The organism is Paenibacillus apii (assembly GCF_011043685.1).
GTDB classification, from domain to species: domain Bacteria; phylum Bacillota; class Bacilli; order Paenibacillales; family Paenibacillaceae; genus Paenibacillus_AQ; species Paenibacillus_AQ sabinae.
Genome location: NZ_JAAKGU010000002.1, coordinates 158,920 through 182,379 on the forward strand (window position 1 = coordinate 158,920; position 23,460 = coordinate 182,379).

Below are 23,460 nucleotides of genomic sequence, written 5' to 3' on the forward strand. Positions count from 1 at the left end.
AGAGTCTAGTTCAAGCATCGTTTAAATAAGCCCCCTCATGCTTAACAAGGATAGAAGGCCATCCGCCGGATGCGTCCTGCCTTGTCGTTAAGCCGAGGGGGCTTTGTGCTATCATCGCAAGTAAGATCGATTTGCGGGAGCTGCGCAAGGTTCAACCGGCTGTTTAAAGCGGTCATCGGCGTAGCTGCTTAATGTCGTTAATCTTGACCAGATTATTACCGCGGCAAAACGTTCGGGTGAGGATGAATTTATTGTTAGGCTTACGGAGCAATATGATACCAAACTAAAAAAGAAGGGGTTTATGCTCAACTCTATCACAAGCATGCTGGTTCATACGAAAACATAAAGATTAGGGAGTTTCACAAAAAAGTCACAGTTTGAGTTCACTTTTTCTCGAAAAAAAACAGTTATACATAATAGAGAGGAGGGGATGTAGTGGATGAGAGTGAATGGATTCGGCGCATCCAGCAGGGGAAACCTGAGTATCTGACGCCGCTGATTGAGCGATATTACGCCGGTATCCAGAAGTATTGTTATTGGAGGGTCCGGAACGGGGAAGAGTCGAAGGATTTGACTCAGGAAACCTTCTATCGCTTTTGCAGACACATTGAGAATTACAAAAATACCGGAAAATGCCGCAGTTACTTATACATGATCGCCCGTAATCTGTGCAACGATCATCTGCGGAAGCGGCCGCCCCTATCCTGGGAGGAAGCGGGGGAGGCAATAGGCCGGGTAGCTTCACAGCAATACAGTTCCATAGAGGAGCAGGTGGAAAGGGAGCAACTGGTGCATGAATTGCTCCAGTTGCTCCCTGAAGAGCAGCGGGAGATGGTGTTCATGCGGTTTTGCCTGGATTTGGCCTTCCGCGACATTGCTCGCATAACGGGAGTGAATATGTGCATGGTGCAATATCGGGTGAAGCGCGGGCTGGGCGTATTAAGACGCTATTTAGAAAGGAGTGAGTCCGGTGAAGAAGGAATCGAAATATGCCCTCGTCACCGCCCTAAAGAACTACCCCTCGCCCCCCGTTGACCAGCAGAAGCTGCAGGAGACGGTCAAAGAGGCGGCGGAGGTGCTGCGTCAAGCACAGGCGAGCCGTAGAACTTCCTTTGGAGAGTTTTATATGACCCAGCTTCGCTTCATCAGCTGGAAGGTGTGGGCTGTTCAATTGCTGATTGTTCTCGGGATGGGGCTATTGCTGCACAACTCCCTTCAAGAACAAGTTAGAAATGTTCAGCTTGTCATGCTGACCTCTATCGCCGCACCGCTCTTAGTGATAGCGGGGATACAGACGCTGACCCGTTCGTTAAGCTGCCATATGCTGGAGATTGAACTTAGTACGCGCCATCTTCTGGAGAAGCTGACGCTAGTTCGCATGAGTCTGCTCGGAATGGCGGATCTGATAGGTCTGGCACTGCTGGCCGTCTTAATGAGTGCTTGGATGCAGATGGAAATCGCGGTCATACTGCTCTATTTGCTGGCGCCATTCAATCTGACTTGTTTTGGCTGCTTGTGGCTGCTGAATCGGGTTCGTACCCCAAACTGTGGATACTACTGCCTGATCTATGGCGCTCTGGTGGCGCTGATGCAGACGGTTTTGGCGTTTAATCCCTCCCACTGGCTGTTTGAATCATCGGCAATCGGGGTGTGGCAGGCCTTGATGATGCTCACAGCCGCAGGAATTGCTTTCGAGGTACGCGGGGTGCGCAAGACTTGCCGGAGTCTGGAAACCGCATCAAAAATGCTGGTGTGACATTCTGGAAAAGCATGCAGGAGAAACGGGGCATACAAGGAGGAGGCATAAGATGCTCGAACTGACCTTGAACGAGGTAAGCAAGCATTTTTCCGCGAAAAAAGCGGTGAACGGCGTTTCGGTCCGGTTGACCAGCGGTGTATACGGTCTGCTTGGAGCCAACGGGGCGGGGAAAACAACGCTGATGCGGATGATCTGCGGTATTCTGAGCCCGACATCGGGAACGATTCAGATGAACGGCCAGGAGATTAGCCGTATGGGGGAGCGTTATCGGGATCTGCTGGGCTACTTGCCCCAGGACTTCGGTTATTACCCCGATTTCAGCGCAGAGGAGTTCCTCTGGTATGTGGGATCACTGAAGGGGTTGACTCTGCCCGCGGCAAAGGGCAAAGCTAGGGAGCTTTTGCGGACGGTGGCCCTGTTGGAGGCAGCACGCAAGAAAATCCGCACCTTTTCCGGAGGAATGAAGCAGCGGCTGGGTATTGCCCAAGCGATGCTGAACGATCCCCGCGTGCTGGTGCTGGACGAGCCGACGGCGGGACTTGATCCCAAGGAACGGGTACGCTTCCGCAACCTCATCGCTGATCTTGCCCGGGACAAGATTGTCATCCTTTCGACGCATATTGTATCGGATGTGGAATACATAGCCGACCAGATTCTAGTGGTGAAGCAAGGCGGACTATTGATGACAGGTACGGTGGAACAACTGACGGCGACGATGGAAGGCTGCGTATGGTCATGCCATGTTCCAGCCCGGGAAGCGGAGGAATGGAACGCCCGCTACTGTGTGAGTAATCTGCGGCATGAAGGGGATCAGGTGGAGCTGCGAATAGTGTCCAAGGTGAAACCTGCGGATCAAGCAGCATCGGTTCAGCCGACGCTGGAGGATTTCTATCTGCATCACTTCCAGGATGAACAGGCCGCAGTGAGTGATGAAGAGAAAGAGGGGGCATAGCCGATGGATACGTTGACTCGGTTCGAGCTGCGCAAGATCATGCGCCGGAAATCATTCTTTGCAGGGATTGCGATTTTGGCAGCAATGGTCATATTGATGACAAGTACTTTGGTTACGGGTGCGTACATAACGGGTAAGGACGGTAAAGAGTTAAAAGGAATAGCAGCTTTCCCGTTGCGAAAGGAGTACAACCGTCAACTTGCCGGTCCTCTAACCGTGGAAAAAGCAGCAGATGCGGTTGATCGGCATTATAAGCTGATGCATGATCCGAACAATCTTAATGAAAAAGGAGAGATTACCAATGAAGCCTATGCTAAATATGAAGTAAAGGATCAACAGATTGACTCCTTGATTCGTTCCGCTTTTTCTCCCATAGGGGAATACAATTACTATATTATCGACAAGTTGAAACCAAGTGACGGAAAAGCTTTTTACGAGAAACGGATGGAGAAGGTTCATGGATATTTGAACATGGATTATACGTTTGGCAATTATTCGGCGGAAGATAAAGCCTTCTTCATCAAGATGAATAAGAACATCCCTGTTCCTTTCCAAATGGACTATGTTACGGGTTGGGAGAATGTGTTCTTGAATCTGCAATATGTCTTTTTTTTCACCGCTTTCGTTATCGCACTCAGTCTCGCTCCTGTGTTTTCAGGTGAATACCAGAGTGGGGCTGACTCCATCATTTTATCCTCTCGCTACGGGCGTAGCAGGGTCATTGCCGCCAAGTTGAAAGCGAGCTTCATCGTGTCACTGGGACTCCTAGTCTTCGCGCTGACAGCCTATACACTCTTGATGCTGGGGATTTGCGGATTTGACGGCGGAAATGCCAGTGTACAAATCATTGATCTGTTGGCGCCAGTCCCCTACACGGTTTTTGAAACGTATTTGTGGGCGGTTTTCATTGGTGGTCTGGCCTGTCTGCTTGTGGGAGCAGTGACGCTGTGGCTGTCCAGCCGTATGAAGAGTCCTTTTCCCGTTATCATTGCAATCGCAATTTTCCTTATCGGTCCGATGTTTCTTCAGGAAAGCAAAAGCAGCCGCTTGTTTAATCACATGATGCATTTGCTGCCGAGTAATATGATGGATAGTATTGTAAGAGTAACCGGCTACGAAGTGTTCCATATTTTTGGTCAGTTGATTCCAGAGTACAAGGTCATGGTAGGCTTTGCAGTAATCGTTATAGCCCTGCTGCTGCCTCTTACTTATCGAACATTTAAAAAGCATCAGGTTGTATGAGGATACGATGGAAACTATATGTAGGATTCATAGTTTTGTTACGATAAATTAAGCATCTTACATTTATTAAGTTCCTACAATTGCTCTTTCAGCAGTTTACGAGCTCGAGAAATTTTTGAACTCTAATTCATGTGGACTTAATCATTTGCTGTCGTAATGTACTTGATCCCTATCTTTTTTGATCATGCTGCGAAGGATGGGACCTGATGTCGTCCGGGGCAGCCGGACGGATGCGAATGGCCTGCCCGCCTCCCGGGGCAAGCTTCAGCGACAGGGTTACGCTGCTATCAACCAATACCCTGGAAATAGTCAGGGGATAGGGATTGATCCTCCAGTCCGCATTGGGGCCGTCGGCATATATTTCGGCCACGTAAGATTTTCCGGGATCAAGAAAAGCAAGCGGTGCTTCAAGCATACGCCCGCACTCATCGGTAATGCTGCCCAGATACCAATCCTCGCTGTTTCTGTCTTTGCGGGCAATCGTTACATAATCTCCGATTTCACCGTTCAGCACCTTGGTATCCTGCCAATCGGTCGGAACATCCAGAATAAATTGAAAGGCTGCCCGCTGCTGTTCGTAATGTTCCGGCAGGTCGGCGGCCATTTGCAGAGGACTGTACAGAATGACATACAGCGCGAGCTGCTTGGCTAACGTCCCCCGCACCCGGTTGCCCGGTCTGAATTCCTTATAGATCAGCCTAACAATCCCCGGCGTATAGTCCATGGGCCCGGCAAGCATCCGGGTGAAAGGCAGGATGGTCGTATGGTCCGGCGGGTTGCCGACATATTCGGCGGAAGCATCGAACTCCTGTCCCCGCGCGCCTTCACGGGTCATCATATTCGGGTAGGTCCGCCGTTCACCCGTATCTTTTACCGGCTCATGGGCGATCAGGCTGATCTGATACCTGGCCGCGGTTTCGATGACTTTTAGATGATGATCGACCATATATTGACCGCCAAGCCATTCCATGCTGATCAGATTCCCTTGGTCGTCAAAGAGCTTGAGCGCAGGGTCGTGGGAGACATAGCCCGTTTTGACAACGTCTATCCCGAGCTTTTTAAACAATGTAAAAGCCGCTTCCATTTGCTGCTCCAGATTCTGAATCGCTCCGGCCGTCTCCATGTGACCGATGATTTTCACGCCCTTGCTCGCGGCATATGAGGTGACTTCCACAATGTCATAATCCGGATAAGGGATCGTAAAACTGAAATCCTCGCCATGCTTGGTCCAGTCGTTCTCCCATCCGATATTCCAGCCCTCAATTACCACCATCGGAATGCCGTATTTGGCGGCAAAATCAATGTACTTTTTGGCATTCTCGGTCGTCGCGCCATGCTTGGGGCCATAGCTCCATGTGTAAATCCCCAGATGCATGCCCCACCATATGCCGATATACTTGCCCGGCAGCACCCACGAAACATCTCCCAGCCTGTTCGGTTCATTCAGATTAAGAATCAAATAGGAGGTAATCAAATCGCCCGGCGTCTCCGCAATCTGGACCGTTCGCCAGGGCGTCTTTAGCGGAGTGGAGCCTTTGACTTTAACGCCGTCGGACCAGGGAATGAGGTCGGCTGCAAGCGTATTATTTTCCAGGGGCATTAGAGTCATTGTGGAATAGCGGGATAGTTCGGCTTCGTGAATGCTGAGGTATAATCCATCCGCCATTTTCATCGTTAGAGGGGTATGGACGGCGCGGTAAGGAATGGAGTGAATGGGGGTTACATTGTAGAAACCTTCGGTATACAGCTTCTGATAAGCGGGAATCCACCACGCCTTTTCCACATCGGTCAGGGCAAATTCGGTTTCTTCGCTTCGGATTTCCAAACGGGAGAGGTGCTGCTGCTCGGGCAGCTCGTAGCGGAAGCCCAGGCCGTCATTATATACGCGAAAAATAATCGACATTCGGCGCGCAGACGGGGTTGTCTCTACAAGCTCCACGCGGAGTTCATTGTAATAATTGCGTATTTCCTTAACTTCTCCCCAGGGCTGTGTCCACGTCTCATCAAAGCTGTCATATCTGGCGGCGGAGACCCTGAAGTTCCGGTTAAGCGGCTCGGCATGTTCCAAGGTGAAGCCCAGCTTAGAAGGCCGGATCAAGGGCCGGTTACAATAGCGCACACAATAATAAGGAATACCGCTGCTAAGCATGAATTCCGTCTGAATATCCCCATCGGGTGAAAAAACAACCCACCTGCTTGTCATTTTGGGCTCCGCCTCCTCGCGCCAATCTCATTACATCATCTTATGAGGGCTCCAGCTTGGCATATCCCTTGAAAAGCGTTTACAATAGGGGTAAATCATGAGCCGAGGTGAAGATATGGCAGCCTTTCGTTGCATGAACCACCCCGAACGCGAAGCGGTCCACCAATGCGCTAGATGCGGCAAGCCGCTCTGTGAGGAATGCTATAATCCCGATTTCGGAAGATGCCGGGATAACTGCGCGGACTCGCTTGTTAAACCGGAGCCGAAAGGGCGCAGCGCGGTCTTCCGGGTCATTGTTGCTATTTTGGCGGTTATCGGAGCGCTTGTCGTGCTGCTGGTGACCATCTGCGGGGCCTATATCTTCACGCTGTCCAATTAGGAAATTAGGCAAAGGAGCGAAGCCGATGGAATTTCCCGTATATATCGCTCTTGGTCCCTGGCGGATTCATCCGCATGTGCTGTTCGAATCGCTGTCTTATTTTATCGGCTTCCGGGTGTATCTGTGGACTCGCCGCCCAAGCGAAATGACCCGGCTGATGAGCCTGCTAATTCTCGCGGGTACCATTCTAGGCGCGGCGCTCGGAGCGAAGCTGCTGTTCTGGCTGGAGGACCCGGCCGTGACGTGGGAGCAGCTTCGGCAGCTGCATTTTCTCTGGGGCGGCAAAACGATCGTCGGCGGTCTGCTTGGCGGATTGATCGGCGTGGAGCTGACCAAGAAATGGGTGGGCTGGACAAGGTCTACCGGCGACGATTTTGCCTATCCGCTTATTCTGGGGCTGTGCATCGGGCGGATCGGCTGCTTCCTGACCGGCCTGGACGATCATACGTACGGTACGCCGACGACCTGGTTCACTGGCATCGATTTCGGCGACGGCATCCGGCGGCATCCGACCCAGCTGTATGAGATCGCCTTTTTGCTTGCGCTGGCTGTGCTGCTCATTCCCCTGTACCGGAGAAGCCGCGAGCCTGCGGGCACCCGCCCCGGTTCCATCTACCTTTCGGGCCGGCTGTTCCAATGGTTCATGTTCGGCTATTTGGCATTCCGGTTTGCCGTTGATTTCATTAAGCCGACGCCCCATCCTTATTTCGGACTTAACAATATTCAGCTTGCCTGTCTGGCCGGCCTTGCCTATTACGCCTGGCTGCTGTGGTGCAGGGGGCGTGTCCGCCGCTCTGCTGCGGCCGCGGAGGCAAGAAGCTATAAATAAAAGCGGCAGGCGCCGGCGGTTTTTAGGGCAATCTATGGCCCTGCCCAAGCTTTCACCATTCCACCGCAAAGGAGTCCTTCCATGCCGAACCGACCGTATCTCTATCATGAACTGACCGCCAGCATCTGCTCCGTGTGCTACCGCAAAGTCGAGGCCAAGATCATCGAGGAAGACGGGCGGATCTTTATGGTCAAAAGATGCCTGCTCCACGGCCCGGAAAAGGTGCTCATCTCCACGGACGTTCCCTATTACAAAAAGACGCGGGAGTTTATCAAGCCTTCGGAAATGCCCCTAAGGTGGAATACGCCGATTAAGTACGGCTGCCCGTATGACTGCGGCCTCTGTCCGGATCATGAGCAGCACAGCTGTCTGACGCTGCTGGAGATTACGGATCACTGCAACCTGAGCTGCCCGATCTGCTTCGCCGAATCGTCGCCTCACCGCACTTCCTACAGATCACTTGAGCAGATCGAGTTTATGCTGGACCGGATCGTGGAGAATGAGGGCGAGCCGGACATCGTGCAGATCAGCGGCGGCGAGCCGACGACGCACCCGCAGTTCTTCGAGATTCTGGACATGGCCAAGAGCCGTCCGATCAAGCATATCATGGTGAACACGAACGGCGTCCGCATCGCCAAGGACCGGGAGTTCGCGCGGCGGCTCGCTTCGTACATGCCGGGCTTCGAGATTTACCTTCAGTTCGACAGCCTGGAGGCGTCCGTGCTGAAGGAGCTGCGGGGCGCCGATTTGCGGCACATCAGGGAAGAGGCGATCCGCCATCTGAACGAATTCAATATTTCGACGACGCTTGTCGTCACGCTGAAGAAAGGTCTGAATGACGGGGAGATCGGCTCGATTATTCAGTACGGACTGAATCAAAAGGCCGTGCGCGGCGTGACGATTCAGCCGATCCAGGCGGCGGGAAGGCTGGAGGGCTATGATCCGGCGACGGATCGGCTGACGGTAAGCGAGGTGCGCCGCAGCATTATTGAGCAGTCGGGCGTGTTCGGGGAGGCGGATATTTTGCCGGTGCCCTGCCATCCCGACTCCCTTGCGATGGGCTACGCGCTGAAGCTGGGCGAGGAGGTGCTGCCGCTTACCGGACTGATCGATCCGGATATTCTGCTTGAAGGGGGCAGCAATACGATCGTCTTCGAGCAGGACCCCGAGATCCGGGGCAAAATGTTCGAGCTGCTCTCCACCGGGCACTCGCCGGTTTCCTCCGCCTTGTCGCTGAAAAGCCTGCTTTGCTGTCTGCCGCTGGCCGCCGTGCCGGAGCAGATCAGCTATGACAATGTGTTCCGGGTCATTGTGATGCAGTTTCTCGATGCGCACAATTTCGACGTGCGGTCGGTGAAGAAGTCGTGCGTGCACATCGCCCATCCCGACGGGCGGATCATTCCTTTTGACACCTATAATTTGTTCTACCGGGACGACAAGGAGCAGCTGCTGGAAGGGATAAGGGACGAGATCGCGACCGCTTGGGACGGGGAAGTCCAGTAGGGGGAGCCAGCCGCGAGGGGGATGGGCTGAAAAGGTGGCCGCGAGGGGAACGAGCTGAATAGGTGGCTAAAACTAACGGACGCTTTTCTGACTGCTTCCTGACTACTACGGTTCGGTCTGTGCCCGGTGTATGGCGGTTGGCATTTTCCTGCAAACCTGCAGGTTTGACAGATGAATTTTGCGTAGGAAAAAGTGATTGATGCGAATGTGCAGGTTTTGAGCTTATGTATCGCCAATCGGGGTGAGGGGAGGTGGAGTGCCTGCACTTTTGCAGGCATTCAGTCTGGGAGGCGGATTTCCATGGAAAAAAGATGTATCATCGCAGGAATCTCGCCAACCCAGCCACCTTCACCTTCCCATCGACCAACCGGGCCATCGACCAACTAACCACAGCCCCATCGAACCACCCATCAATCCAACCCATCGAACCACCTATCCAACCCCCATCAAACCCACCGAACCCATCCAACTGATCGAACCCCCATCCAACCTATCTACCCGTAGGCAATTTCACGACCCCACTCCCACGCACCTGCTAACTATCCCGCTGTCGGGACATCTTGCTTGACTTTAAACGTATACAACCCCTATCCCGTTTGATAGGCATTCCGCCCCAAGCATCTGCCACCGTCTCAGTATCTTAATAGGGGAACCGGCGTTTCCAAGCTCCTGCTGAAAAAGGTTATAGATCTCTACCTTACAACTGCCGGGCGTCAACTCCCGGTGCAGGAAGGGCATCCATTGACGGTGTCCTTTTTTGAATGGTTTAGTAACGTTACACCGCCCGCCGAAGCCCGCAGCGATAATAGTGTATAATAACGGGAGACGTCCCCAGGAGGCTATAGACCGGCGCAAGAGCACGGCGTACCAATGAAATTAAGGAGGAGCGGCCGAATGTCCGATCCGTTAAGAGAGGAAATCAAACAAAAAATCGTGAACGGCGATTTTCACTGCGAAAAGGAGCTTACCCTGTCCATCATCAGCGGAAAATGGAAGGTCGTCATTTTGTGGCATCTCGGGGTGGAGGGGCCGCACCGGTTCAGCGATTTACAGAAGCTTTTTCCGAAAATTTCTCATAAAATACTGACCCAGCAGCTGCGCGAATTAATGGAGGACGGCATTGTCCACCGGGAGGTGTACCCCGATATCCCGCCGAAGGTGGAGTACTCGATGACGGAGCTTGGGATGACGCTTCTGCCGATTGTCGAGATGATGTACGAATGGGGAAAAATGCGGATCGAGCGGATCAGACAGGAGCTAAACCCGGATGGCGGCCTGGAATTAGCGGCGGACCAGTGCGAGGGAACCTGCAAAAAAGCCTGAACAAGCCACGCGGCTATAGACCGGAAAAAGCTTGAGCAGGTTACCTTTTGGTAACCTCTGTACAAAAAAGTGCATTCTTCACAAGGAATATCGGCGGCGCTACAATGGTTGTTGCGTGAAGATAACCTTGGGAGGGAAATAACGATGAGTAAAAAAGCACTGCTGATTATTCCGCCGGACCGCTTCAACGAGGACGAACTGTTTCATCCGAAGGCGGAGCTTGAGAACGCGGGCATCGCGGTAACAGTCGCCAGCACGAAGACAGGAGAAATCACCGGCGACAATCAGGGAAAAGTAAACGCTGAAGTCGTTTATTCCGACGTTTCCGCTAACGACTATGATGTGGTGGCCGTCATCGGCGGCTCCGGCACGATCGATTATCTGTGGGGCGACGACAACCTGATCCAATACTTGAAGCAGGCTTACGAGCAAAAGATCCTCGTGGCCGGCATCTGCGCAGGTTCTGTGGCGGTTGCGAAGACGGGTCTGCTGGCCGGACGCCAGGCGACCTGCTATCCGGTTGATGCCATGATTGATGAGCTGAAAGCCAACAGCGCCGACTATGTGGTGCAAAATGTGGTGGCGCATGACGATATCATCACCAGCAACGGACCGGACGGCGCGCGGGACTTCGGCAAGAGCCTCGTAGCGGCGCTTGCCTAATTACAGGCGCGAGCGTGTTTTGAACTCCGTCCGCCGGGTTGAACCGGCGGGCGGGGAGCCTGACGGTCAAGTTGCCGCCGGGGAGTATTATACGGCAGCGGATCATAAGAATCCGCTGCTTTTTGCGCTGGAGCGGGGCCGCGAACAACAGCAGCCGCCCCCACATTTTCCCTTCATGCCAAGTACATAAACCGTCGCCATCCGGCCATCCTAAACGGGAAAGAATAGTCCGCTTGAGAAGGAGTGGTCCTTATTTATGAGACATTATGAGTCCAGTATGCGTTCGAACAGCACGGTCGATCAGGCGGAGGATGCGGCGGCTAAACTGCATAACGCCGTTTCCCAGGCGATGAGCCATCCCACGGAGCAGGTAATCGAGCAGGCCGAGAACAGCCTGAAGCATGCGGAGCAGGCAGTCCGGCACGCGCCCGAAGGCTCGGTGCAGGGGCATGGCGTCGATCTGGCGGAAGAAATGCTGGCAACGGAGAAGGAACGGCTGGCCTCTTTGTCCAAACAAAACCGCTGATCCGCCGGGCAAATGGCCATGAGCACAGACATGGTTTAATAAAAAGTCAAAGGCTTCCGCCATCGGCGGAGGTCTTTTTTAATAGGCTGATTTTAGGATGCCCAGAAACGTTATTTTCAAGCGATGCAGGCGGATTTGGGGTATATAGTAGGAAACGGGTGAACGTTTGCCGCGTAAATAACGGTTAAAAAGGAGGCATGACGATGACGGAAATGACGCTGGGTTCCGGAGGGCTGGAAACGCAGGAGGAGCTGCGCTTGGCACTGGAAGAGGTCAGGAAATGGGAAAAGGAGCAGAGACAGCTGATGATTTGGGAACGGCTGACCCGGCTCCCGTTTAAGCTGCTGGACAAGCTTACCCCTAAGGTTGTTCATGAAAAAATAGGCCAGCTGCTGAATGAGCTGGGCGTCTACATTCAAAATGGCGGCAACTACCTTGTGGCAGGGCGCAAGGTGGGCGAGCTTGTGGGCGAGGTGAGCCGCGAGACTGGAGGCAAGGGTGAAGGCCCTTACCCGCTTGCGGTGATGGACGAAGCGGCGCGCCGCCTGTCCAAGAGCCGAAGCAATTTCGCCACGGCTCAAGGGGCGACTACCGGCTTCGGAGGCGTGTTTACGCTTGCGGCGGATATCCCTGCCATCCTCGGCCTGTCACTGAAGGTGATCCAGGAGATCGGCCTCTGCTACGGATTTAACCCATTGGAGAAGGAGGAGCGCATCTTCGCCGTCAAAGTGATGCAGCTGGCCTCAGCCGAGGCGGTCGGCAGACGGGCGATTCTGGAGGAGCTGGACCTGGAGCTCGGCAGCGACGGCCGGATTGGCGGCGGCGATGGGGCGGCGGTGTCCAAAATTCAGGGTTGGCGGGAAGTGATTGCCGCCTACCGCGATAACTGGAGCTCGAAGAAGCTGCTGCAGACGATTCCCGTCGCGGGGATGTTCTTCGGCGCATACACGAACCGGGAGATGCTGAAGGCGGTGGCGGAAGCGGCCATGATGCTGTACCGCAAGCGGAGAATACTGGCCAGGCTGGAGGAAGGCGGCGAAACAACTTAAAGCAAGATTTTTTTTGCCGGATTAAATTATGAAACAAAAGCCAGACTCCTATTCTGCTAACAAAGGAATCTGGCTCATAGTGAAGCTAAAGCGCCGCATATGTACTTTAATTTTAAGCTGCCCGAGAGAGGATTTGCCGGTCTTCCAGAATCGTTCTGGAACGTCCGTCTGCGGGAGCATATCCTTTTTCAATCAGTTCCTTAATGTAAATATTATTGTAGACAAAGGAAAATACGATCCCGGTTACGAAGGCGCCGATTCCAAGGGTAAATGAGCCGATAACCGCTTCGATGATTAACATGATGATTGCCCATTTCAAATCGCCCCGGAATAAAGCCGGTAAAAAGCCAAAAAAGAAGGTAGTCCAACTGAAGCCAACCTTAACCTCTTTAGTCAATCCCCCCGGATTCTTCAATACAACTTTCATTAGGTCACATCCTCAAAATAATTTAAAAAAGAAAGGAAAGTGGATCGCATAGTACTAGGATGGAAGGGTGATGATTGTTAGACTTTTCCCTTCAGTAAGTAAATAATACCATGAAAAATATGGGTCTTTATTATCATTTGTGTCGTTTAAAGTAAAATAAGTCTGAATAAACTATGACTTTTGGTCTAATCTTATCACAGGGATGCTGTTGCTCCTCATTTTTACAAAATGGTAAGGTGAGACGCATGAACCGCCTGCTGGGCTCTCGCATAGCTTATAGCATCAAGGCTATAAGTTAAGGGAGCGATTTCTGCCATGGGAATCCAGTTAACGGCAATCCATTACGTCTATTTGGCGTTTATCGTATTTATTATGGCGCTGCTGATCAGGCGGCGCGACACGACGATGATTTGCGTGGCCGGCATCTTTATCCTGGGACTCCTGGCGACGGAGACGCTCGGCGGTTCGGTATCCGGTGTGTTCAACTCCTTTGTCTACGCTACAAAAGAATTGATGGGAACGATTATGATCATTTCCATTATTGTGGCCATGAGCCGGGTGCTGATGATTACCGGCATCAACGAGACGATGGTGTCGCCGCTGACCCGGTTTCTGCGCACGCCGGCGATGGCGTATTGGGGAATCGGCATCATTATGCTGGTTACCTCCCTCTTTTTCTGGCCTTCGCCGGCTGTCGCTCTGGTTGGTGCGGTCCTGCTGCCGGTGGCGCTCCGGGTCGGCCTGCCCGCGCTCGGAGCGGCGATGGCCATGAATCTGTTCGGCCACGGCATCGCCCTCTCCGGCGACTACATTATCCAGGGGGCGCCGAAGCTGACGGCGGACGCCGCGGGCCTGCCGGTCGCCGGCGTAATGGAGGCGAGCGTTCCGCTCGTCGCGGTTATGGGAATCGTGACGACCGCCGCCGCCTTCTGGATGATGCGCAGGGATCAGAAGAAAGGGACCTGGAAAGACGGCCTCGTCTCGGCGGGGCGGACACCGGGCGTATTCGGGGAGTCTTCTTCCCCTCTTCATCCGGCCATTCTTCATCCCCGATTGAAAAAAGCGCTAGCCGTCCTCATTCCGCTGCTGTTTCTCGCCGATGTGGCGGCGATGTTCCTCCTGCGTCTTCAAGGCGGCGACGCGACCGCTCTGATCGGCGGCACCGCCGTCCTCATTTTAATCTTCGTCACCTTGCTTGCGCACCGCAATCGGGGACTTGAGCAGATCACCTCCTACCTCATCGACGGCTTCGTCTTCGGCTTCAAAGTCTTCGGCCCCGTCATTCCGATCGCGGCCTTCTTCTACCTCGGCGACTCCGCTTTCACCGAGCTGTTCGGCACCGTCCTCTCCGAAGCCTCGCATGGCATCGTCAATGACCTGGGCGTGGCGCTGGCGAACTCCGTCCCGCTGAACGGCATCGTCGGCGCGGTCACACTGACCGTCACCGGTGCAATCACCGGTCTGGACGGTTCAGGATTCTCCGGCATCTCGCTTGCCGGTTCCGTCGCGCATCTGTTCGCCGCCGCCATCGGATCCGGCGCCGAGACGCTGACGGCGCTTGGCCAGATCGCCGCCATTTGGGTCGGCGGCGGCACGCTCATTCCCTGGGCGCTCATCCCGGCGGCGGCCATCTGCGGTGTCAGCCCGTTCGAACTGGCGCGCCGTAACCTCAAGCCTGTGCTGATCGGCCTTGCCGTCACCACTGTAGTCGCCATGTTTCTCGTCTGACTCCATCATTTTTCGCCTTCAAACGACAGCGGCGTTCTCCTAGAGGCGACGCATGGCGACGCGATTCTACAAATGATAGTTCTGTTTAGAACTACTAATATGGTGGCGCCCCAACAAATGACCGACAGCCAATGACCGACAGCCAATGACCGACAGCCAATGACCGACAGCCAATGATCGGTGAAGAGAAAAGGTGTCCACGTCATGCCAAGAAGCCTAAGTGTCTTGGCATGGCCCTTTTTTCTTTGCCAAAGTTGTACAAGCGTCGGCAGGCGGAAAGGCTGAAATGAAGAGGGCCGAAGCGCATTGACCGGGAACGCGCGGTTCATCTGGCGGAGCCTGCCGGGCCTGTGCTATGATGATTTCCTGAACGAAGAAAAGGAGCGATATACATGCTTGAAATATCGAGTTACACAGCCGAGCAGGTCCCGGACCCGTTCGGTATTATTGCGGGAAACCGTTATGAGTTCATGATCAACCTGGTCGTCCCGGAAGAGGACGAGCTGTACTCGGAGAACGGGGTCACCGTGCGGGTCATTGTCAAAGAGGATGGTGGAGAGGTAAGCGTCGTAACTTACGATCTGATCGAAACGACGACGCAGAAGCTGCTCGACTTCGATTTGGAAGATGACGAAGAGGGAGAGCTGGAAGCCTTTTGCAAGGAACATCTGCCGGAAAGTTAATCTCCTGCTGCGCCGGATACCTTTTCAACCGGATATCTTTTCAATAAGTACTGATTGTATAGGCGGTATCTATCGGGAATATTGCTTACAAGTCTTGGACGGCCAATCACCTCGGGGGTATAGTAGAAGGAAATATTCTACATAACGAGGTGCCCGTTCGTGATCCAAACCGTGCTGTCCACGCTGCTTGAAGTCATCGTCCCTTTGTCGATCCCGGTTATTTCCGGCGCGCTGCTGGAACGCTTTAAGCGTCTGGACACGAAGCCGCTGCTTACTCTGTACCTGTATTTTTTAAGCCCGGCCATTATTCTAGATACGCTGTTACACGCGGAAATTTCATTTGATGATATCTATTTGACGCTAGCGTTCTCCTTATCGAATCTGCTGGTCCTCTGGGGAGCGGCGGCGGCGATGGGCCGGGTGTTGAAGTTCTCCTCGCAGGACAGGGCCGGGCTTACGCTGGTTTCCACCTTTACCAACAGCGTGAACTACGGCCTTCCGCTCGTACTGCTCGCCTTTGGTCAAGCGGGACTCGATAAAGCCTCCGTGTATGTCATTGGCCAGATGATTATCGTCAACACGATCGGGATTTATTTTGCGGCCCGGTCCCATTTTTCCGTGAAAAATGCCGTTAAATCGGTGTTCTCCCTCCCCGCGATCTACGCCGCCATACTGGCGATGCTGCTCCGGGCCTTTCACCTGCACCTGCCGGCTGAAGTGGAGAAGGGAGTTACGATGGCGGCGGGCGCATACTCTCCGGTAGTGCTGGCCATTCTGGGCGCGCAAATGATGAAGGTCGGCATGCTGCCCGGGGTCAAGAGAGAACGATCGGTGTTCTGGACGGGAATCGCGATGCGGGTACTGGCGGGACCGCTGCTTGCGCTGGTCATATTGGCTTTGCTCGGGATTACGGGAACGCTCCATTCGGTGCTCTTTATCCTTGCTTCCATGCCGGTCGCGGTTAACGGGGTTGTTCTGGCGGAACGCTATGGAGCATCCCCGTCAGTCGTTTCCCGCTGCATTCTTTGGACGACGTTGTCCTCCTTCCTGGTGCTGCCCATGCTTATCGTGGCAATTGCTTAGGTAAAGCTCCGGCAGAGAACTTCAAACTCCTGTTTTCCGGTGAAACGGTGCATCCTGAAGAAGGAAGCCCGTTTCTTTTTGACATGCAACCAAAAGGTTCTATATAATGATAAAGCGAAACCAAAAGGTGTTATATTCAAAGGCGAAAGAGGGATAAGCAAAATGGAAGACAACCGGGGGAACAATCTGCCGGACGTGGTGCAGACCGTTGTTATCAATGCGCCGATCGGCAAGGTATGGGAAAAAGTATCGACAGCGGAGGGGATCGCGCAGTGGTTTATGCCAAACGACTTTCAGGCGGAGCTCGGCCATGAATTTCATCTGCAGTCACCTTTCGGCCCGACACCGTGCAAGGTAACGGAGCTTGATCCGCCGAACAGTCTGGCTTTTACCTGGGATACCGAAGGCTGGACCGTTTCTTTTTTATTGAAAGAGCTGGGCGATCAGACGGAATTTACGCTGGTTCACGGCGGGTGGAAGCAGCCGGACGAGCTCATTGGTAAAGCGAACGAGAAAAGCTCGGTCATTCATGGCCGGATGGCGGGCGGCTGGGCTGCTATTGTGCAGGAGCGGCTGAAAAAGGCGGCCGAGGCTTAATATGGCGGCGGCGGAGAAGCATGATGTGTTTCAGGCGATTGCCGATCCGACCCGCCGGCAGGTGCTAAAGCTGCTTTCCGAGAAGGAGAGGCCGATCTCCGAGATTGCCGCCCATTTTCCGGTAAGCCGTACGGCTATTGCCAAGCATCTGCAAATCCTGTCGGAGGCGGAGCTGGTCATCGGCCGCAAGGCCGGCAGGGAGAAGCTGTACCGCCTGCACCCGGAACCGCTGCGGGAGCTTCAGGATTGGCTGTCGTATTACGAACGGTTCTGGAGCAACAAGCTGTCCATTCTGAAGCATATCGTCGAAAATGAAGAATAAACGAAACCGGCCATCCGCAAGCATGATCGCGAATGACCGGTTTTTTTTGGCAGAACAACTTCTGGTCTGTCCACTTATTCAAAAGGATAGGTGATGCCCCACTGCCCTCTGACATTGCTCATGATATCCATTACGTCCAGGGACAGCTGAAGCGTAGGGCTGCCGCCCGACTGGATGGCCTGCTCCATATGCTTGATTTCATACTGAAGGGCCGCTTCCGTCTCTCCGGCTTCGACCGTTTCCGTCGTTCCGTCCAGATATTGAATGACGGCTTTGGAGGCGCGGGGGAAGTTATCGACGGTAATGAAGCCGTTCTCTCCGGCGACGACGCCTCTTTTCGGCATTTTGGCGCGCATCGTCAGTGCGACGACGGCCATCTCGTCGGCTTTGTTCTTCAGAATAATGCCCGACTGTTCGTCGACTCCGGTCTCGAACGGCTTGACGGTAGTAAGTACCTCATGCGGCTGTTCGGACAGGAAATAACGGGCGAACGACAGGGCATAGGTGCCGATGTCGAGCAGCGCTCCCCCAGCCAGGTCTTTACTAAAGAACCGGTTGTTCACATCGTATTCCTTATGGCTGCCGAAGGAGACCTGGATCATTTTGAGCGGGCCGATTTTGCCGCTGTTCAGAATTTCCCGGAGCTTGGTGTACAAAGGCATGTGGTAGATCGTCATCGCTTCCGCCACGACCAGCCCTTTCTCTTCGGCCAAGGCTGTAATTTCCCGCAGCTGGGCGATATTGACAGTGATCGCCTTCTCCGCAAGCACGTGCTTGCCCTGTTTCAGGCTTTCGATTATATATTCATAGTGATTGCTGTGCGGCGTGGAGACGTAGACGGCGTCGATTTCGGGGTCCTGCAGCATTTCGTGATAATCACCATAGGCTTTGGAGACTCCGAACTTTTCGGCGAAGCTCTGCGCTTTATCCAGACTGCGCGATCCTACAGCATACAGCGTGCCGCCGTATTGCTGCATCGCTTCGGCGAAGTCTTGGGCGATTCCGCCCGGCCCAATAATGCCCCATTTGATTGTACTCAACTCAATCCCTCCGTTTCGCTTGTTTGAACCTGAGTTCGACTACCTCACATAGTGCACATATGTGCTAAACAAACAAAAAAGGTGCTAAACATTTCCCTAGAGTATATAACCGGGAGGGATATCTGTCAATTCTGTGAGAGCTTGCTGTGGGGAGCTTGCCTAGGGGCAGCGCAAGCGCAAGGAATGCCTTCAACCGGACGGTTATTGGTGGGGAAAATGCCCTTGTAACGATAAAGCATACCGTGTAATATAAAGGGCGTGCTTTTTTCAAAATGTAACGATAAGGAAAGAACAATTGAACTCATATAATCGTGGGAATATGGCCCATAAGTTTCTACCGGATGACCACCGCAATTGTCCGACTATGAGTGAACAGCGCGACCCGGGTTTATAGGCGGAGCGGACACGCCTGCCGTGTTACACCATAAGGGACATCACCCGGAGGGGCAGATTCACTTGAGAGAAACGCTCAAGGAATCTGTCCTTTTTTGCTTTTTGCAAAGGAAAGGGAGATTTCAGGCCCAAGCTGCGCTTGCGGGGCTATTTCAGGTTTCCGAAAAGGAAGAAGGAGCGGAAGAAGCAGAGATGAAAGTGTTGGAAGAACGTATTAGACAGGAAGGACAGATTTTGTCGGATACGGTGCTGAAGGTGGACTCGTTCCTGAATCATCAGGTCGATACCGGATTGGCGCTTGAAATCGGGAAGGAGTTCGGCCGGATCTTCGGCGGCAGACCGATCACCAAGGTGTTGACGATCGAGGCGAGCGGCATCCAGTTTGCCATGGCGGCGTCAATCGCGCTAAGCGTACCGTTTGTGTATGCCAAGAAGAAGAAAGCCGTGACCCTCTCCGAGCAGGTCTATTCGGCGCCGGTTCACTCGTTCACGCGTCAGGAATCGTATCAAGTCTGCATTTCGCAAAAATATCTCGGCCCCGGCGACAAAGTGCTCATCGTCGACGATTTCCTCGCCACGGGCGCGGCCCTGGTGGGCCTGGTCGATATCGTGCGCGAAGCGGGAGCCGAGCTGCTGGGCGTCGGCTGCGTCATCGAGAAGTGCTTTCAGGAAGGACGCGGGCTGCTGGAGGAGATGGGCGTGGAAGTTCATTCCCTGGCCCGGATTTCGGCGATGGCGCCGGGAGAAGTGCATTTTATCGAAAATGAGGAAATTACCGGGGGCCTTTCGAAGACGAAGGATGCCCGGGAAATGATGGCTCCGGCCGCCGTGCAGGAAGCGCAGCAGGCCTGATTGCCTTTGAGGCGTAGTAATATAGCATCAGATTGAAATTAACGGATATGTTCCCTTAAGGACGGTATCCGTTTTTTCTGCTGAATCCCCGGATATGCAATCGGTGAGCTCAGGAATCATGGTGGCACTTGTAACGCGCGGTCTCCTCTAAAGCGCTGCCGGAGAACGAGATCATGAAACTTTTCCCAGGTAATTTCGTCCAACTATTATGAAAGGTACATGAAGAGGAGGTTGGTAAGAATGAGAACTGGCAGACTGGCGGCCGTTGTTCTGGCTGCGATGCTCGGCTGGGGCGCAAGCACGGCGTTTGGAGCGGAGGTTTCCCCGATTTTGTTGAATTATAAGAATTTGGATCTTGCAAGCAAGGCAACCGTCTCGGCGGGAACAACATGGGTTCCTCTCAAAACCTTTGCAATGGATATGGGATATTCGGTCGTATGGAACCAGGCATCCAAAACGGCCGTTTTGACGCGTCCAAGGCGGCAGATTACCGTAACGGCTGGCTCCAAAGTCGCCAAAGTGAATGGAACCGCATTTCAGCTTGCGAAGCCGGTACGGATTGTGGCAGGCACCGTCTATATTCCGCTTGTAAGCGGAACAGGCGCGCTGGGAGGAAGAATCGGGCGTGATCCGGATAGAGGCAATGTGAATATCATCGACGAGGCGCGGTTTGTCACGGCAGCCGTCCCTGATATGACGTATTGGGTATCGCTGCATACGGGCGAAGTCTACATCTCCCCTTCCGCCTCGGGACAGCCGGCGCTTCTGGGCAAGCTGCCTCTGATTGAATCATCGTATATGCATAATCTGGAGATAAAGACAGTGGCCCGGGGAACGCATTTGCTTGTGTTAAGCGACAACCACTACGCCATGTTCAATAATTTCAGCAATGTATACCAGACGGTGATCCGGGACGGCAAAATCGTTAAGCAGATGGACTTTCATCTCATGGCTCCGGCCTATTCGGAAGATCCGAAGGTCTCGTCCACACAGCTGTATATAAGGGACGACGACAGCGTGCAGTATATTAACGGCGACGGCAGTCTCGGCAGGCTGTATGACATAGAGGCGCTTACCGGACAGGGCGGCAAGTTCACCGTCGAATATGCCGCTCCCGATGCGCTGATCCTCCGCTTCATCGATACGTCGCACTTGTATTTAATTCAAAACGGCACGGATGCCGCCGTCAATCTGAACAAGGAACTGGTTACGCCCGAAGATTGGAAGGACTGGGAGAAGTCCGACGGCCAAGACCCCTACGTGCTGGCAAGAATGCTTATTCTGACCAAGCGCGACGGGAACCGGCTGACGCTGACGTACCGTTCGCTTGCGAACGACAAGAGCAGAACGGTGATGTACAGCTTGTCGCCCGAATAAAACGGATGAGGTTATTCCGCCCCGGTATCCCAGTGGCTGGATCATACGGCTGTGCCGGAAGCCAAAACAGCGACAGATATGGACAAATCGTCCAAACCTGTCGCTGTTTTTAACTTTAGAAGATCCAAAGAATCACAATAACGATTAATGCAATAATAGCCAATCCGATAAGCAAATCCGTTACCTGTCTCCAAAAGCCGCGGACGCCTTCTGTATGAAGTTTTTTCTCATTGACATCATGATTAGCTTTATGACCGCCGGGGTCTGTGGAATTTGCAGGGGGTCCTGGATTAAAGAAGTCACTCATTTGAACATCTCCTTTACCATGATTATACCACCATAATATTCCATTATTAAAACTTATGGGATTTAAGAACAGCGGCCCTTTCTTCAGTTTGAAATGCAGGGCGCTTTATTAACGTATTTCGTTTCGTGGATCTGGCCGATGAGATATTTCGCGATGTCCGAATTTGTAATGCGTCTTCCCGGAATGTCCCTTAGATTTTCCTTGATATGGCCCGTTTCCAATCCCTCCACCACAAAAGGCAACCGCACCAGAGTCCATTGAATATCGCTTTGAACGAGCAGCTCCAGTTCCTTTTTGCGGTCCGAGATCATCTTGCCGTATAGCATGGCGAACAGGGCGGAGACGATCCGGCTTGATAACGACTTCCTGTCGCCCTGGACGTCCAGCGATCCGCCAGCAACCCCTATGTACCGGGTAATTCCGTACTCCCCCATGACCGTGAGGACAGTATGGGTGACGCTGCTGTAATGCGGTTCGGCTCTTACAGGCTGCCCGAAGGTGTTAATCACCGCGTGGCAGCCCTCCAGCAGAGAGCGAATGTCCCGTGCATTTTGGGCGTCTCCGGTAATCACCTGCAGTCGGCCGTCTTTCATGTTCACTTTATCTGGATTCCGGGCAAGCATACGAACACTGTAGCCGCTCTCCAGCGCTGTTCGCGCGAGATAACGGCCTGCTTTGCCTGTTCCTCCGATAATGGCTATCGCCTTCCGTTGTTCCAAACAGTTGATCCTCCTTATTAAAAAGTGTACATCTGGCAGCGCGCCCGATCACAGGCCATCTTTTGAAACGCCGGTTCCCTTGGAGAGCTGAGCCTCGAGCTGCGGGCTGCCAGAATTCCCTGCTTCGCGTCTTCCTTCGGTCAGGTTTAGCCCCGCTACACCCGCGATGATGAGCAGGATGCAAATGATTTTGATAAGCGACATTCGTTCACCGAACAGTACCCAGCCGATCCCTGCCACCAAAGCGGTTCCCGCGCCGGACCAGATCGCGTAGGCGACACTGACGGAGACACCTTTCAGCGCCAGATTAAGCAGGGTCAGGCTAATCAAATAACAGACCGCGAGCAGAACGGAAGGCACAAGCTTCGTAAAACCCATGGACAGCTTCATGAATGTGGTCCCGGCCACCTCTGAGGCTATTGCGGCTAGCAGCAGCAACCAGTGCATAATCTCACCTCTTCCTTATCCCGTCTATCATAATGTCAACCATTTCATCCAGCGCTTGTCTGAGCGTTATCGCGATCCCGCCCGCGGAGGATTGCTCCATTAACCGGTACAGTCCCCCGATGTACAGCTGAATGAACAGGGCTTTATTGAAATCTTCAAGCAGTCCTTCAGCCTGAGCCGCCGCAAGCATTTGGGTCACACCATCCCATTGTTCCGTCAAAAAAGAATCCACAATGCTCCATACATTCGGGTAATAACGCTGCAGCTCGTGCAGACGCTTGATATCGAAGAACTGGAAGTCGCGCGGAAAAAGGACGAGCAAGGCTCTCAGCTTATCCATTGTTCCCAGCTTCGGGTCACTCACGATCGACTGCTCACTCTGCGCGAGCTCATCGATGGCCAGCCGAACCATATCCAGAATCAGCTCTTCTTTGGACGAATACACCTGGTAGATCGTTTTGGTGCTGAGCCCGCAGCGCTTCGCCATATCCGCCATTGTAAAGCGGAAGCCGGACTTGTAAATCTCCTGCCGGGCCTCGGCGAGTATTCTTTGTTTCAACAGCAGCCCTCCCTTCTCTCAATGGGAAACGCAGAAAATATTTTGTTTTAATTATTTTATTTGAACCAAAACTGTATTGTCAAACGTGACTCCCAGAGATCAACCTGTTCTGCCAGTGAAAAAAGATTGCCTACGGTAGGACGAACGCATTATTCTATTATGGGAAGGTTTTACATTCTCCCGGCAGTTTCCATGAAACATTAGGCGGAATTTCCCCGTATTAGAGGATAATCGAATCATGAAGGGAAGGTTGTTCGCTTGGACAATGGAATGAGCGTTATTTTATATGAAAAAATGCCGGACGGCGCACTGAATGCGATCGAAGAACGCGTATGGAACGCCACTATGATCGCCGCGCTGGAGCATGTCAATTATTTGGTGGTCGGCGGCCGCGAATTCGAAACGGTGGAGGGCAGGCTCAATTTGGATGAGGGCAAGCTTGAGCTGCTGCTCGTTCCGATGCGGACCGAATAGGCAGAAGATTAACATTCAAGGGAG

26 protein-coding genes and 1 riboswitch are annotated in these 23,460 nt (G+C 53.3%); of the genes, 19 read left to right on the forward strand and 7 right to left on the reverse strand.

Features of this window, described 5'->3' with window-relative positions:
- Positions 1-435 precede the first annotated feature (435 nt).
- The 4 genes from G5B47_RS06635 to G5B47_RS06650 are packed head-to-tail and all read left to right on the forward strand — an operon-like array spanning position 436 to position 3,953.
- Positions 436-1,035: an RNA polymerase sigma factor gene (locus G5B47_RS06635; protein ID WP_165095905.1), complete on the forward strand. Its 600-nt coding sequence runs from the start codon at positions 436-438 to the stop codon at positions 1,033-1,035.
- On the forward strand, positions 971-1,756 hold the full coding sequence (locus G5B47_RS06640) for a hypothetical protein (protein ID WP_165095907.1): 786 nt from the start codon (positions 971-973) through the stop codon (positions 1,754-1,756). The genes G5B47_RS06635 and G5B47_RS06640 overlap by 65 nt, the downstream gene beginning before the upstream one ends.
- A 52-nt stretch (positions 1,757-1,808) precedes the next feature.
- Entirely contained in the window at positions 1,809-2,711 is a 903-nt protein-coding gene (locus G5B47_RS06645; RefSeq protein WP_165095909.1) for an ABC transporter ATP-binding protein, read from the forward strand.
- 3 nt (positions 2,712-2,714) lie between these two features.
- Positions 2,715-3,953: an ABC-2 family transporter permease gene (locus G5B47_RS06650; RefSeq protein ID WP_025337023.1), complete on the forward strand. Its 1,239-nt coding sequence runs from the start codon at positions 2,715-2,717 to the stop codon at positions 3,951-3,953.
- A gap of 169 nt (positions 3,954-4,122) precedes the next feature.
- Here the strand turns inward: G5B47_RS06650 and G5B47_RS06655 are convergent, their stop codons facing one another.
- A complete protein-coding gene (locus G5B47_RS06655) occupies positions 4,123-6,156 on the reverse strand; it encodes a glycoside hydrolase family 97 protein (protein ID WP_165095911.1) in 2,034 nt (677 codons plus the stop codon).
- A 115-nt stretch (positions 6,157-6,271) separates the two neighbouring features.
- On the opposite strand from G5B47_RS06655, the gene G5B47_RS06660 reads away from it, so the two are divergent.
- From G5B47_RS06660 to G5B47_RS06690, 7 genes are all read left to right on the forward strand, one after another.
- Positions 6,272-6,535 (forward strand): B-box zinc finger protein, encoded by a 264-nt coding sequence (locus G5B47_RS06660; RefSeq protein ID WP_165095914.1) that lies wholly within the window; start codon positions 6,272-6,274, stop codon positions 6,533-6,535.
- Between the two features lie 25 nt (positions 6,536-6,560).
- Positions 6,561-7,364 (forward strand): prolipoprotein diacylglyceryl transferase, encoded by an 804-nt coding sequence (locus G5B47_RS06665; protein ID WP_165095917.1) that lies wholly within the window; start codon positions 6,561-6,563, stop codon positions 7,362-7,364.
- An 81-nt stretch (positions 7,365-7,445) separates the two neighbouring features.
- Positions 7,446-8,867 carry a radical SAM protein gene (locus tag G5B47_RS06670; protein ID WP_165095919.1) on the forward strand — a complete coding sequence of 474 codons (1,422 nt, stop codon included), beginning with the start codon at positions 7,446-7,448 and terminating at the stop codon, positions 8,865-8,867.
- An 894-nt stretch (positions 8,868-9,761) separates the two neighbouring features.
- The gene (locus tag G5B47_RS06675; protein ID WP_165095921.1) at positions 9,762-10,190 is read left to right on the forward strand and encodes a winged helix-turn-helix transcriptional regulator; all 429 of its coding nucleotides are present in this window, start codon (positions 9,762-9,764) and stop codon (positions 10,188-10,190) included.
- A gap of 144 nt (positions 10,191-10,334) precedes the next feature.
- Entirely contained in the window at positions 10,335-10,853 is a 519-nt protein-coding gene (locus G5B47_RS06680) for a DJ-1/PfpI family protein (RefSeq protein ID WP_165095923.1), read from the forward strand.
- Positions 10,854-11,109: 256 nt separating this feature from the next.
- Positions 11,110-11,379 carry a hypothetical protein gene (locus G5B47_RS06685; protein ID WP_025337016.1) on the forward strand — a complete coding sequence of 90 codons (270 nt, stop codon included), beginning with the start codon at positions 11,110-11,112 and terminating at the stop codon, positions 11,377-11,379.
- 203 nt (positions 11,380-11,582) lie between these two features.
- On the forward strand, positions 11,583-12,428 hold the full coding sequence (locus G5B47_RS06690) for an EcsC family protein (protein ID WP_235949755.1): 846 nt from the start codon (positions 11,583-11,585) through the stop codon (positions 12,426-12,428).
- A 112-nt stretch (positions 12,429-12,540) separates the two neighbouring features.
- Here G5B47_RS06690 and G5B47_RS06695 read toward each other — a convergent pair whose 3' ends face one another.
- Positions 12,541-12,855, reverse strand: coding sequence for a DUF2628 domain-containing protein (locus tag G5B47_RS06695; RefSeq protein WP_165095925.1), 315 nt, complete (start codon positions 12,853-12,855; stop codon positions 12,541-12,543).
- A 315-nt stretch (positions 12,856-13,170) separates the two neighbouring features.
- Here G5B47_RS06695 and G5B47_RS06700 point away from each other — a divergent pair, with 315 nt between their 5' ends.
- The 5 genes from G5B47_RS06700 to G5B47_RS06720 all read left to right on the forward strand — a co-directional run bounded on the left by G5B47_RS06700 (position 13,171) and on the right by G5B47_RS06720 (position 17,268).
- A complete protein-coding gene (locus G5B47_RS06700) occupies positions 13,171-14,583 on the forward strand; it encodes a hypothetical protein (RefSeq protein ID WP_165095927.1) in 1,413 nt (470 codons plus the stop codon).
- 392 nt (positions 14,584-14,975) lie between these two features.
- Positions 14,976-15,266: a DUF6509 family protein gene (locus G5B47_RS06705; protein WP_165095929.1), complete on the forward strand. Its 291-nt coding sequence runs from the start codon at positions 14,976-14,978 to the stop codon at positions 15,264-15,266.
- A 159-nt stretch (positions 15,267-15,425) separates the two neighbouring features.
- Entirely contained in the window at positions 15,426-16,349 is a 924-nt protein-coding gene (locus G5B47_RS06710; protein ID WP_165095931.1) for an AEC family transporter, read from the forward strand.
- Between the two features lie 162 nt (positions 16,350-16,511).
- Positions 16,512-16,946, forward strand: a complete 435-nt coding sequence (locus G5B47_RS06715; protein WP_165095933.1) for an SRPBCC family protein — start codon at positions 16,512-16,514, stop codon at positions 16,944-16,946.
- Position 16,947: 1 nt separating this feature from the next.
- Positions 16,948-17,268 carry an ArsR/SmtB family transcription factor gene (locus G5B47_RS06720; RefSeq protein ID WP_165095935.1) on the forward strand — a complete coding sequence of 107 codons (321 nt, stop codon included), beginning with the start codon at positions 16,948-16,950 and terminating at the stop codon, positions 17,266-17,268.
- 74 nt (positions 17,269-17,342) lie between these two features.
- Here the strand turns inward: G5B47_RS06720 and G5B47_RS06725 are convergent, their stop codons facing one another.
- Entirely contained in the window at positions 17,343-18,308 is a 966-nt protein-coding gene (locus G5B47_RS06725; RefSeq protein WP_165095937.1) for a Gfo/Idh/MocA family protein, read from the reverse strand.
- A gap of 281 nt (positions 18,309-18,589) precedes the next feature.
- Positions 18,590-18,693: riboswitch (purine riboswitch) on the forward strand.
- A 200-nt stretch (positions 18,694-18,893) separates the two neighbouring features.
- Here G5B47_RS06725 and G5B47_RS06730 point away from each other — a divergent pair.
- Both G5B47_RS06730 and G5B47_RS06735 read left to right on the forward strand, forming a co-directional pair.
- A complete protein-coding gene (locus tag G5B47_RS06730) occupies positions 18,894-19,553 on the forward strand; it encodes a xanthine phosphoribosyltransferase (RefSeq protein ID WP_165095939.1) in 660 nt (219 codons plus the stop codon).
- 240 nt (positions 19,554-19,793) lie between these two features.
- Positions 19,794-20,930 carry a copper amine oxidase N-terminal domain-containing protein gene (locus G5B47_RS06735; protein WP_165095941.1) on the forward strand — a complete coding sequence of 379 codons (1,137 nt, stop codon included), beginning with the start codon at positions 19,794-19,796 and terminating at the stop codon, positions 20,928-20,930.
- Between the two features lie 115 nt (positions 20,931-21,045).
- On the opposite strand, the gene G5B47_RS06740 is transcribed toward G5B47_RS06735, so the two are convergent.
- The 4 genes from G5B47_RS06740 to G5B47_RS06755 all read right to left on the reverse strand — a co-directional run bounded on the left by G5B47_RS06740 (position 21,046) and on the right by G5B47_RS06755 (position 22,962).
- Complete coding sequence (locus tag G5B47_RS06740) at positions 21,046-21,237, reverse strand: hypothetical protein (RefSeq protein WP_165095943.1); 192 nt, start codon at positions 21,235-21,237, stop codon at positions 21,046-21,048.
- An 83-nt stretch (positions 21,238-21,320) separates the two neighbouring features.
- A complete protein-coding gene (locus tag G5B47_RS06745; RefSeq protein ID WP_165095945.1) occupies positions 21,321-21,956 on the reverse strand; it encodes an NAD(P)-dependent oxidoreductase in 636 nt (211 codons plus the stop codon).
- A 48-nt stretch (positions 21,957-22,004) separates the two neighbouring features.
- Positions 22,005-22,403, reverse strand: a complete 399-nt coding sequence (locus tag G5B47_RS06750) for a DMT family transporter (RefSeq protein WP_165095947.1) — start codon at positions 22,401-22,403, stop codon at positions 22,005-22,007.
- Between the two features lie 4 nt (positions 22,404-22,407).
- A complete protein-coding gene (locus G5B47_RS06755; protein ID WP_165095949.1) occupies positions 22,408-22,962 on the reverse strand; it encodes a TetR/AcrR family transcriptional regulator in 555 nt (184 codons plus the stop codon).
- A gap of 258 nt (positions 22,963-23,220) precedes the next feature.
- Between G5B47_RS06755 and G5B47_RS06760 the strand changes: the two genes are divergently transcribed.
- On the forward strand, positions 23,221-23,436 hold the full coding sequence (locus G5B47_RS06760; protein WP_025337002.1) for a hypothetical protein: 216 nt from the start codon (positions 23,221-23,223) through the stop codon (positions 23,434-23,436).
- Positions 23,437-23,460 lie beyond the last annotated feature (24 nt).

Excerpts from the sequence above, each read along its gene's own strand:
- G5B47_RS06645 (WP_165095909.1), top strand. The coding sequence starts at position 1,809 with ATGCTCGAACTGACCTTGAACGAGGTAAGCAAGCATTTTTCCGCGAAA.
- G5B47_RS06650 (WP_025337023.1), top strand. The coding sequence starts at position 2,715 with ATGGATACGTTGACTCGGTTCGAGCTGCGCAAGATCATGCGCCGGAAA.
- G5B47_RS06655 (WP_165095911.1), bottom strand. The coding sequence starts at position 6,156 with ATGACAAGCAGGTGGGTTGTTTTTTCACCCGATGGGGATATTCAGACG.
- G5B47_RS06660 (WP_165095914.1), top strand. The coding sequence starts at position 6,272 with ATGGCAGCCTTTCGTTGCATGAACCACCCCGAACGCGAAGCGGTCCAC.
- G5B47_RS06665 (WP_165095917.1), top strand. The coding sequence starts at position 6,561 with ATGGAATTTCCCGTATATATCGCTCTTGGTCCCTGGCGGATTCATCCG.
- G5B47_RS06670 (WP_165095919.1), top strand. The coding sequence starts at position 7,446 with ATGCCGAACCGACCGTATCTCTATCATGAACTGACCGCCAGCATCTGC.
- G5B47_RS06675 (WP_165095921.1), top strand. The coding sequence starts at position 9,762 with ATGTCCGATCCGTTAAGAGAGGAAATCAAACAAAAAATCGTGAACGGC.
- G5B47_RS06680 (WP_165095923.1), top strand. The coding sequence starts at position 10,335 with ATGAGTAAAAAAGCACTGCTGATTATTCCGCCGGACCGCTTCAACGAG.
- G5B47_RS06685 (WP_025337016.1), top strand. The coding sequence starts at position 11,110 with ATGAGACATTATGAGTCCAGTATGCGTTCGAACAGCACGGTCGATCAG.
- G5B47_RS06690 (WP_235949755.1), top strand. The coding sequence starts at position 11,583 with ATGACGGAAATGACGCTGGGTTCCGGAGGGCTGGAAACGCAGGAGGAG.
- G5B47_RS06695 (WP_165095925.1), bottom strand. The coding sequence starts at position 12,855 with ATGAAAGTTGTATTGAAGAATCCGGGGGGATTGACTAAAGAGGTTAAG.
- G5B47_RS06700 (WP_165095927.1), top strand. The coding sequence starts at position 13,171 with ATGGGAATCCAGTTAACGGCAATCCATTACGTCTATTTGGCGTTTATC.
- G5B47_RS06705 (WP_165095929.1), top strand. The coding sequence starts at position 14,976 with ATGCTTGAAATATCGAGTTACACAGCCGAGCAGGTCCCGGACCCGTTC.
- G5B47_RS06715 (WP_165095933.1), top strand. The coding sequence starts at position 16,512 with ATGGAAGACAACCGGGGGAACAATCTGCCGGACGTGGTGCAGACCGTT.
- G5B47_RS06720 (WP_165095935.1), top strand. The coding sequence starts at position 16,948 with ATGGCGGCGGCGGAGAAGCATGATGTGTTTCAGGCGATTGCCGATCCG.
- G5B47_RS06730 (WP_165095939.1), top strand. The coding sequence starts at position 18,894 with ATGAAAGTGTTGGAAGAACGTATTAGACAGGAAGGACAGATTTTGTCG.
- G5B47_RS06735 (WP_165095941.1), top strand. The coding sequence starts at position 19,794 with ATGAGAACTGGCAGACTGGCGGCCGTTGTTCTGGCTGCGATGCTCGGC.
- G5B47_RS06740 (WP_165095943.1), bottom strand. The coding sequence starts at position 21,237 with ATGAGTGACTTCTTTAATCCAGGACCCCCTGCAAATTCCACAGACCCC.
- G5B47_RS06750 (WP_165095947.1), bottom strand. The coding sequence starts at position 22,403 with ATGCACTGGTTGCTGCTGCTAGCCGCAATAGCCTCAGAGGTGGCCGGG.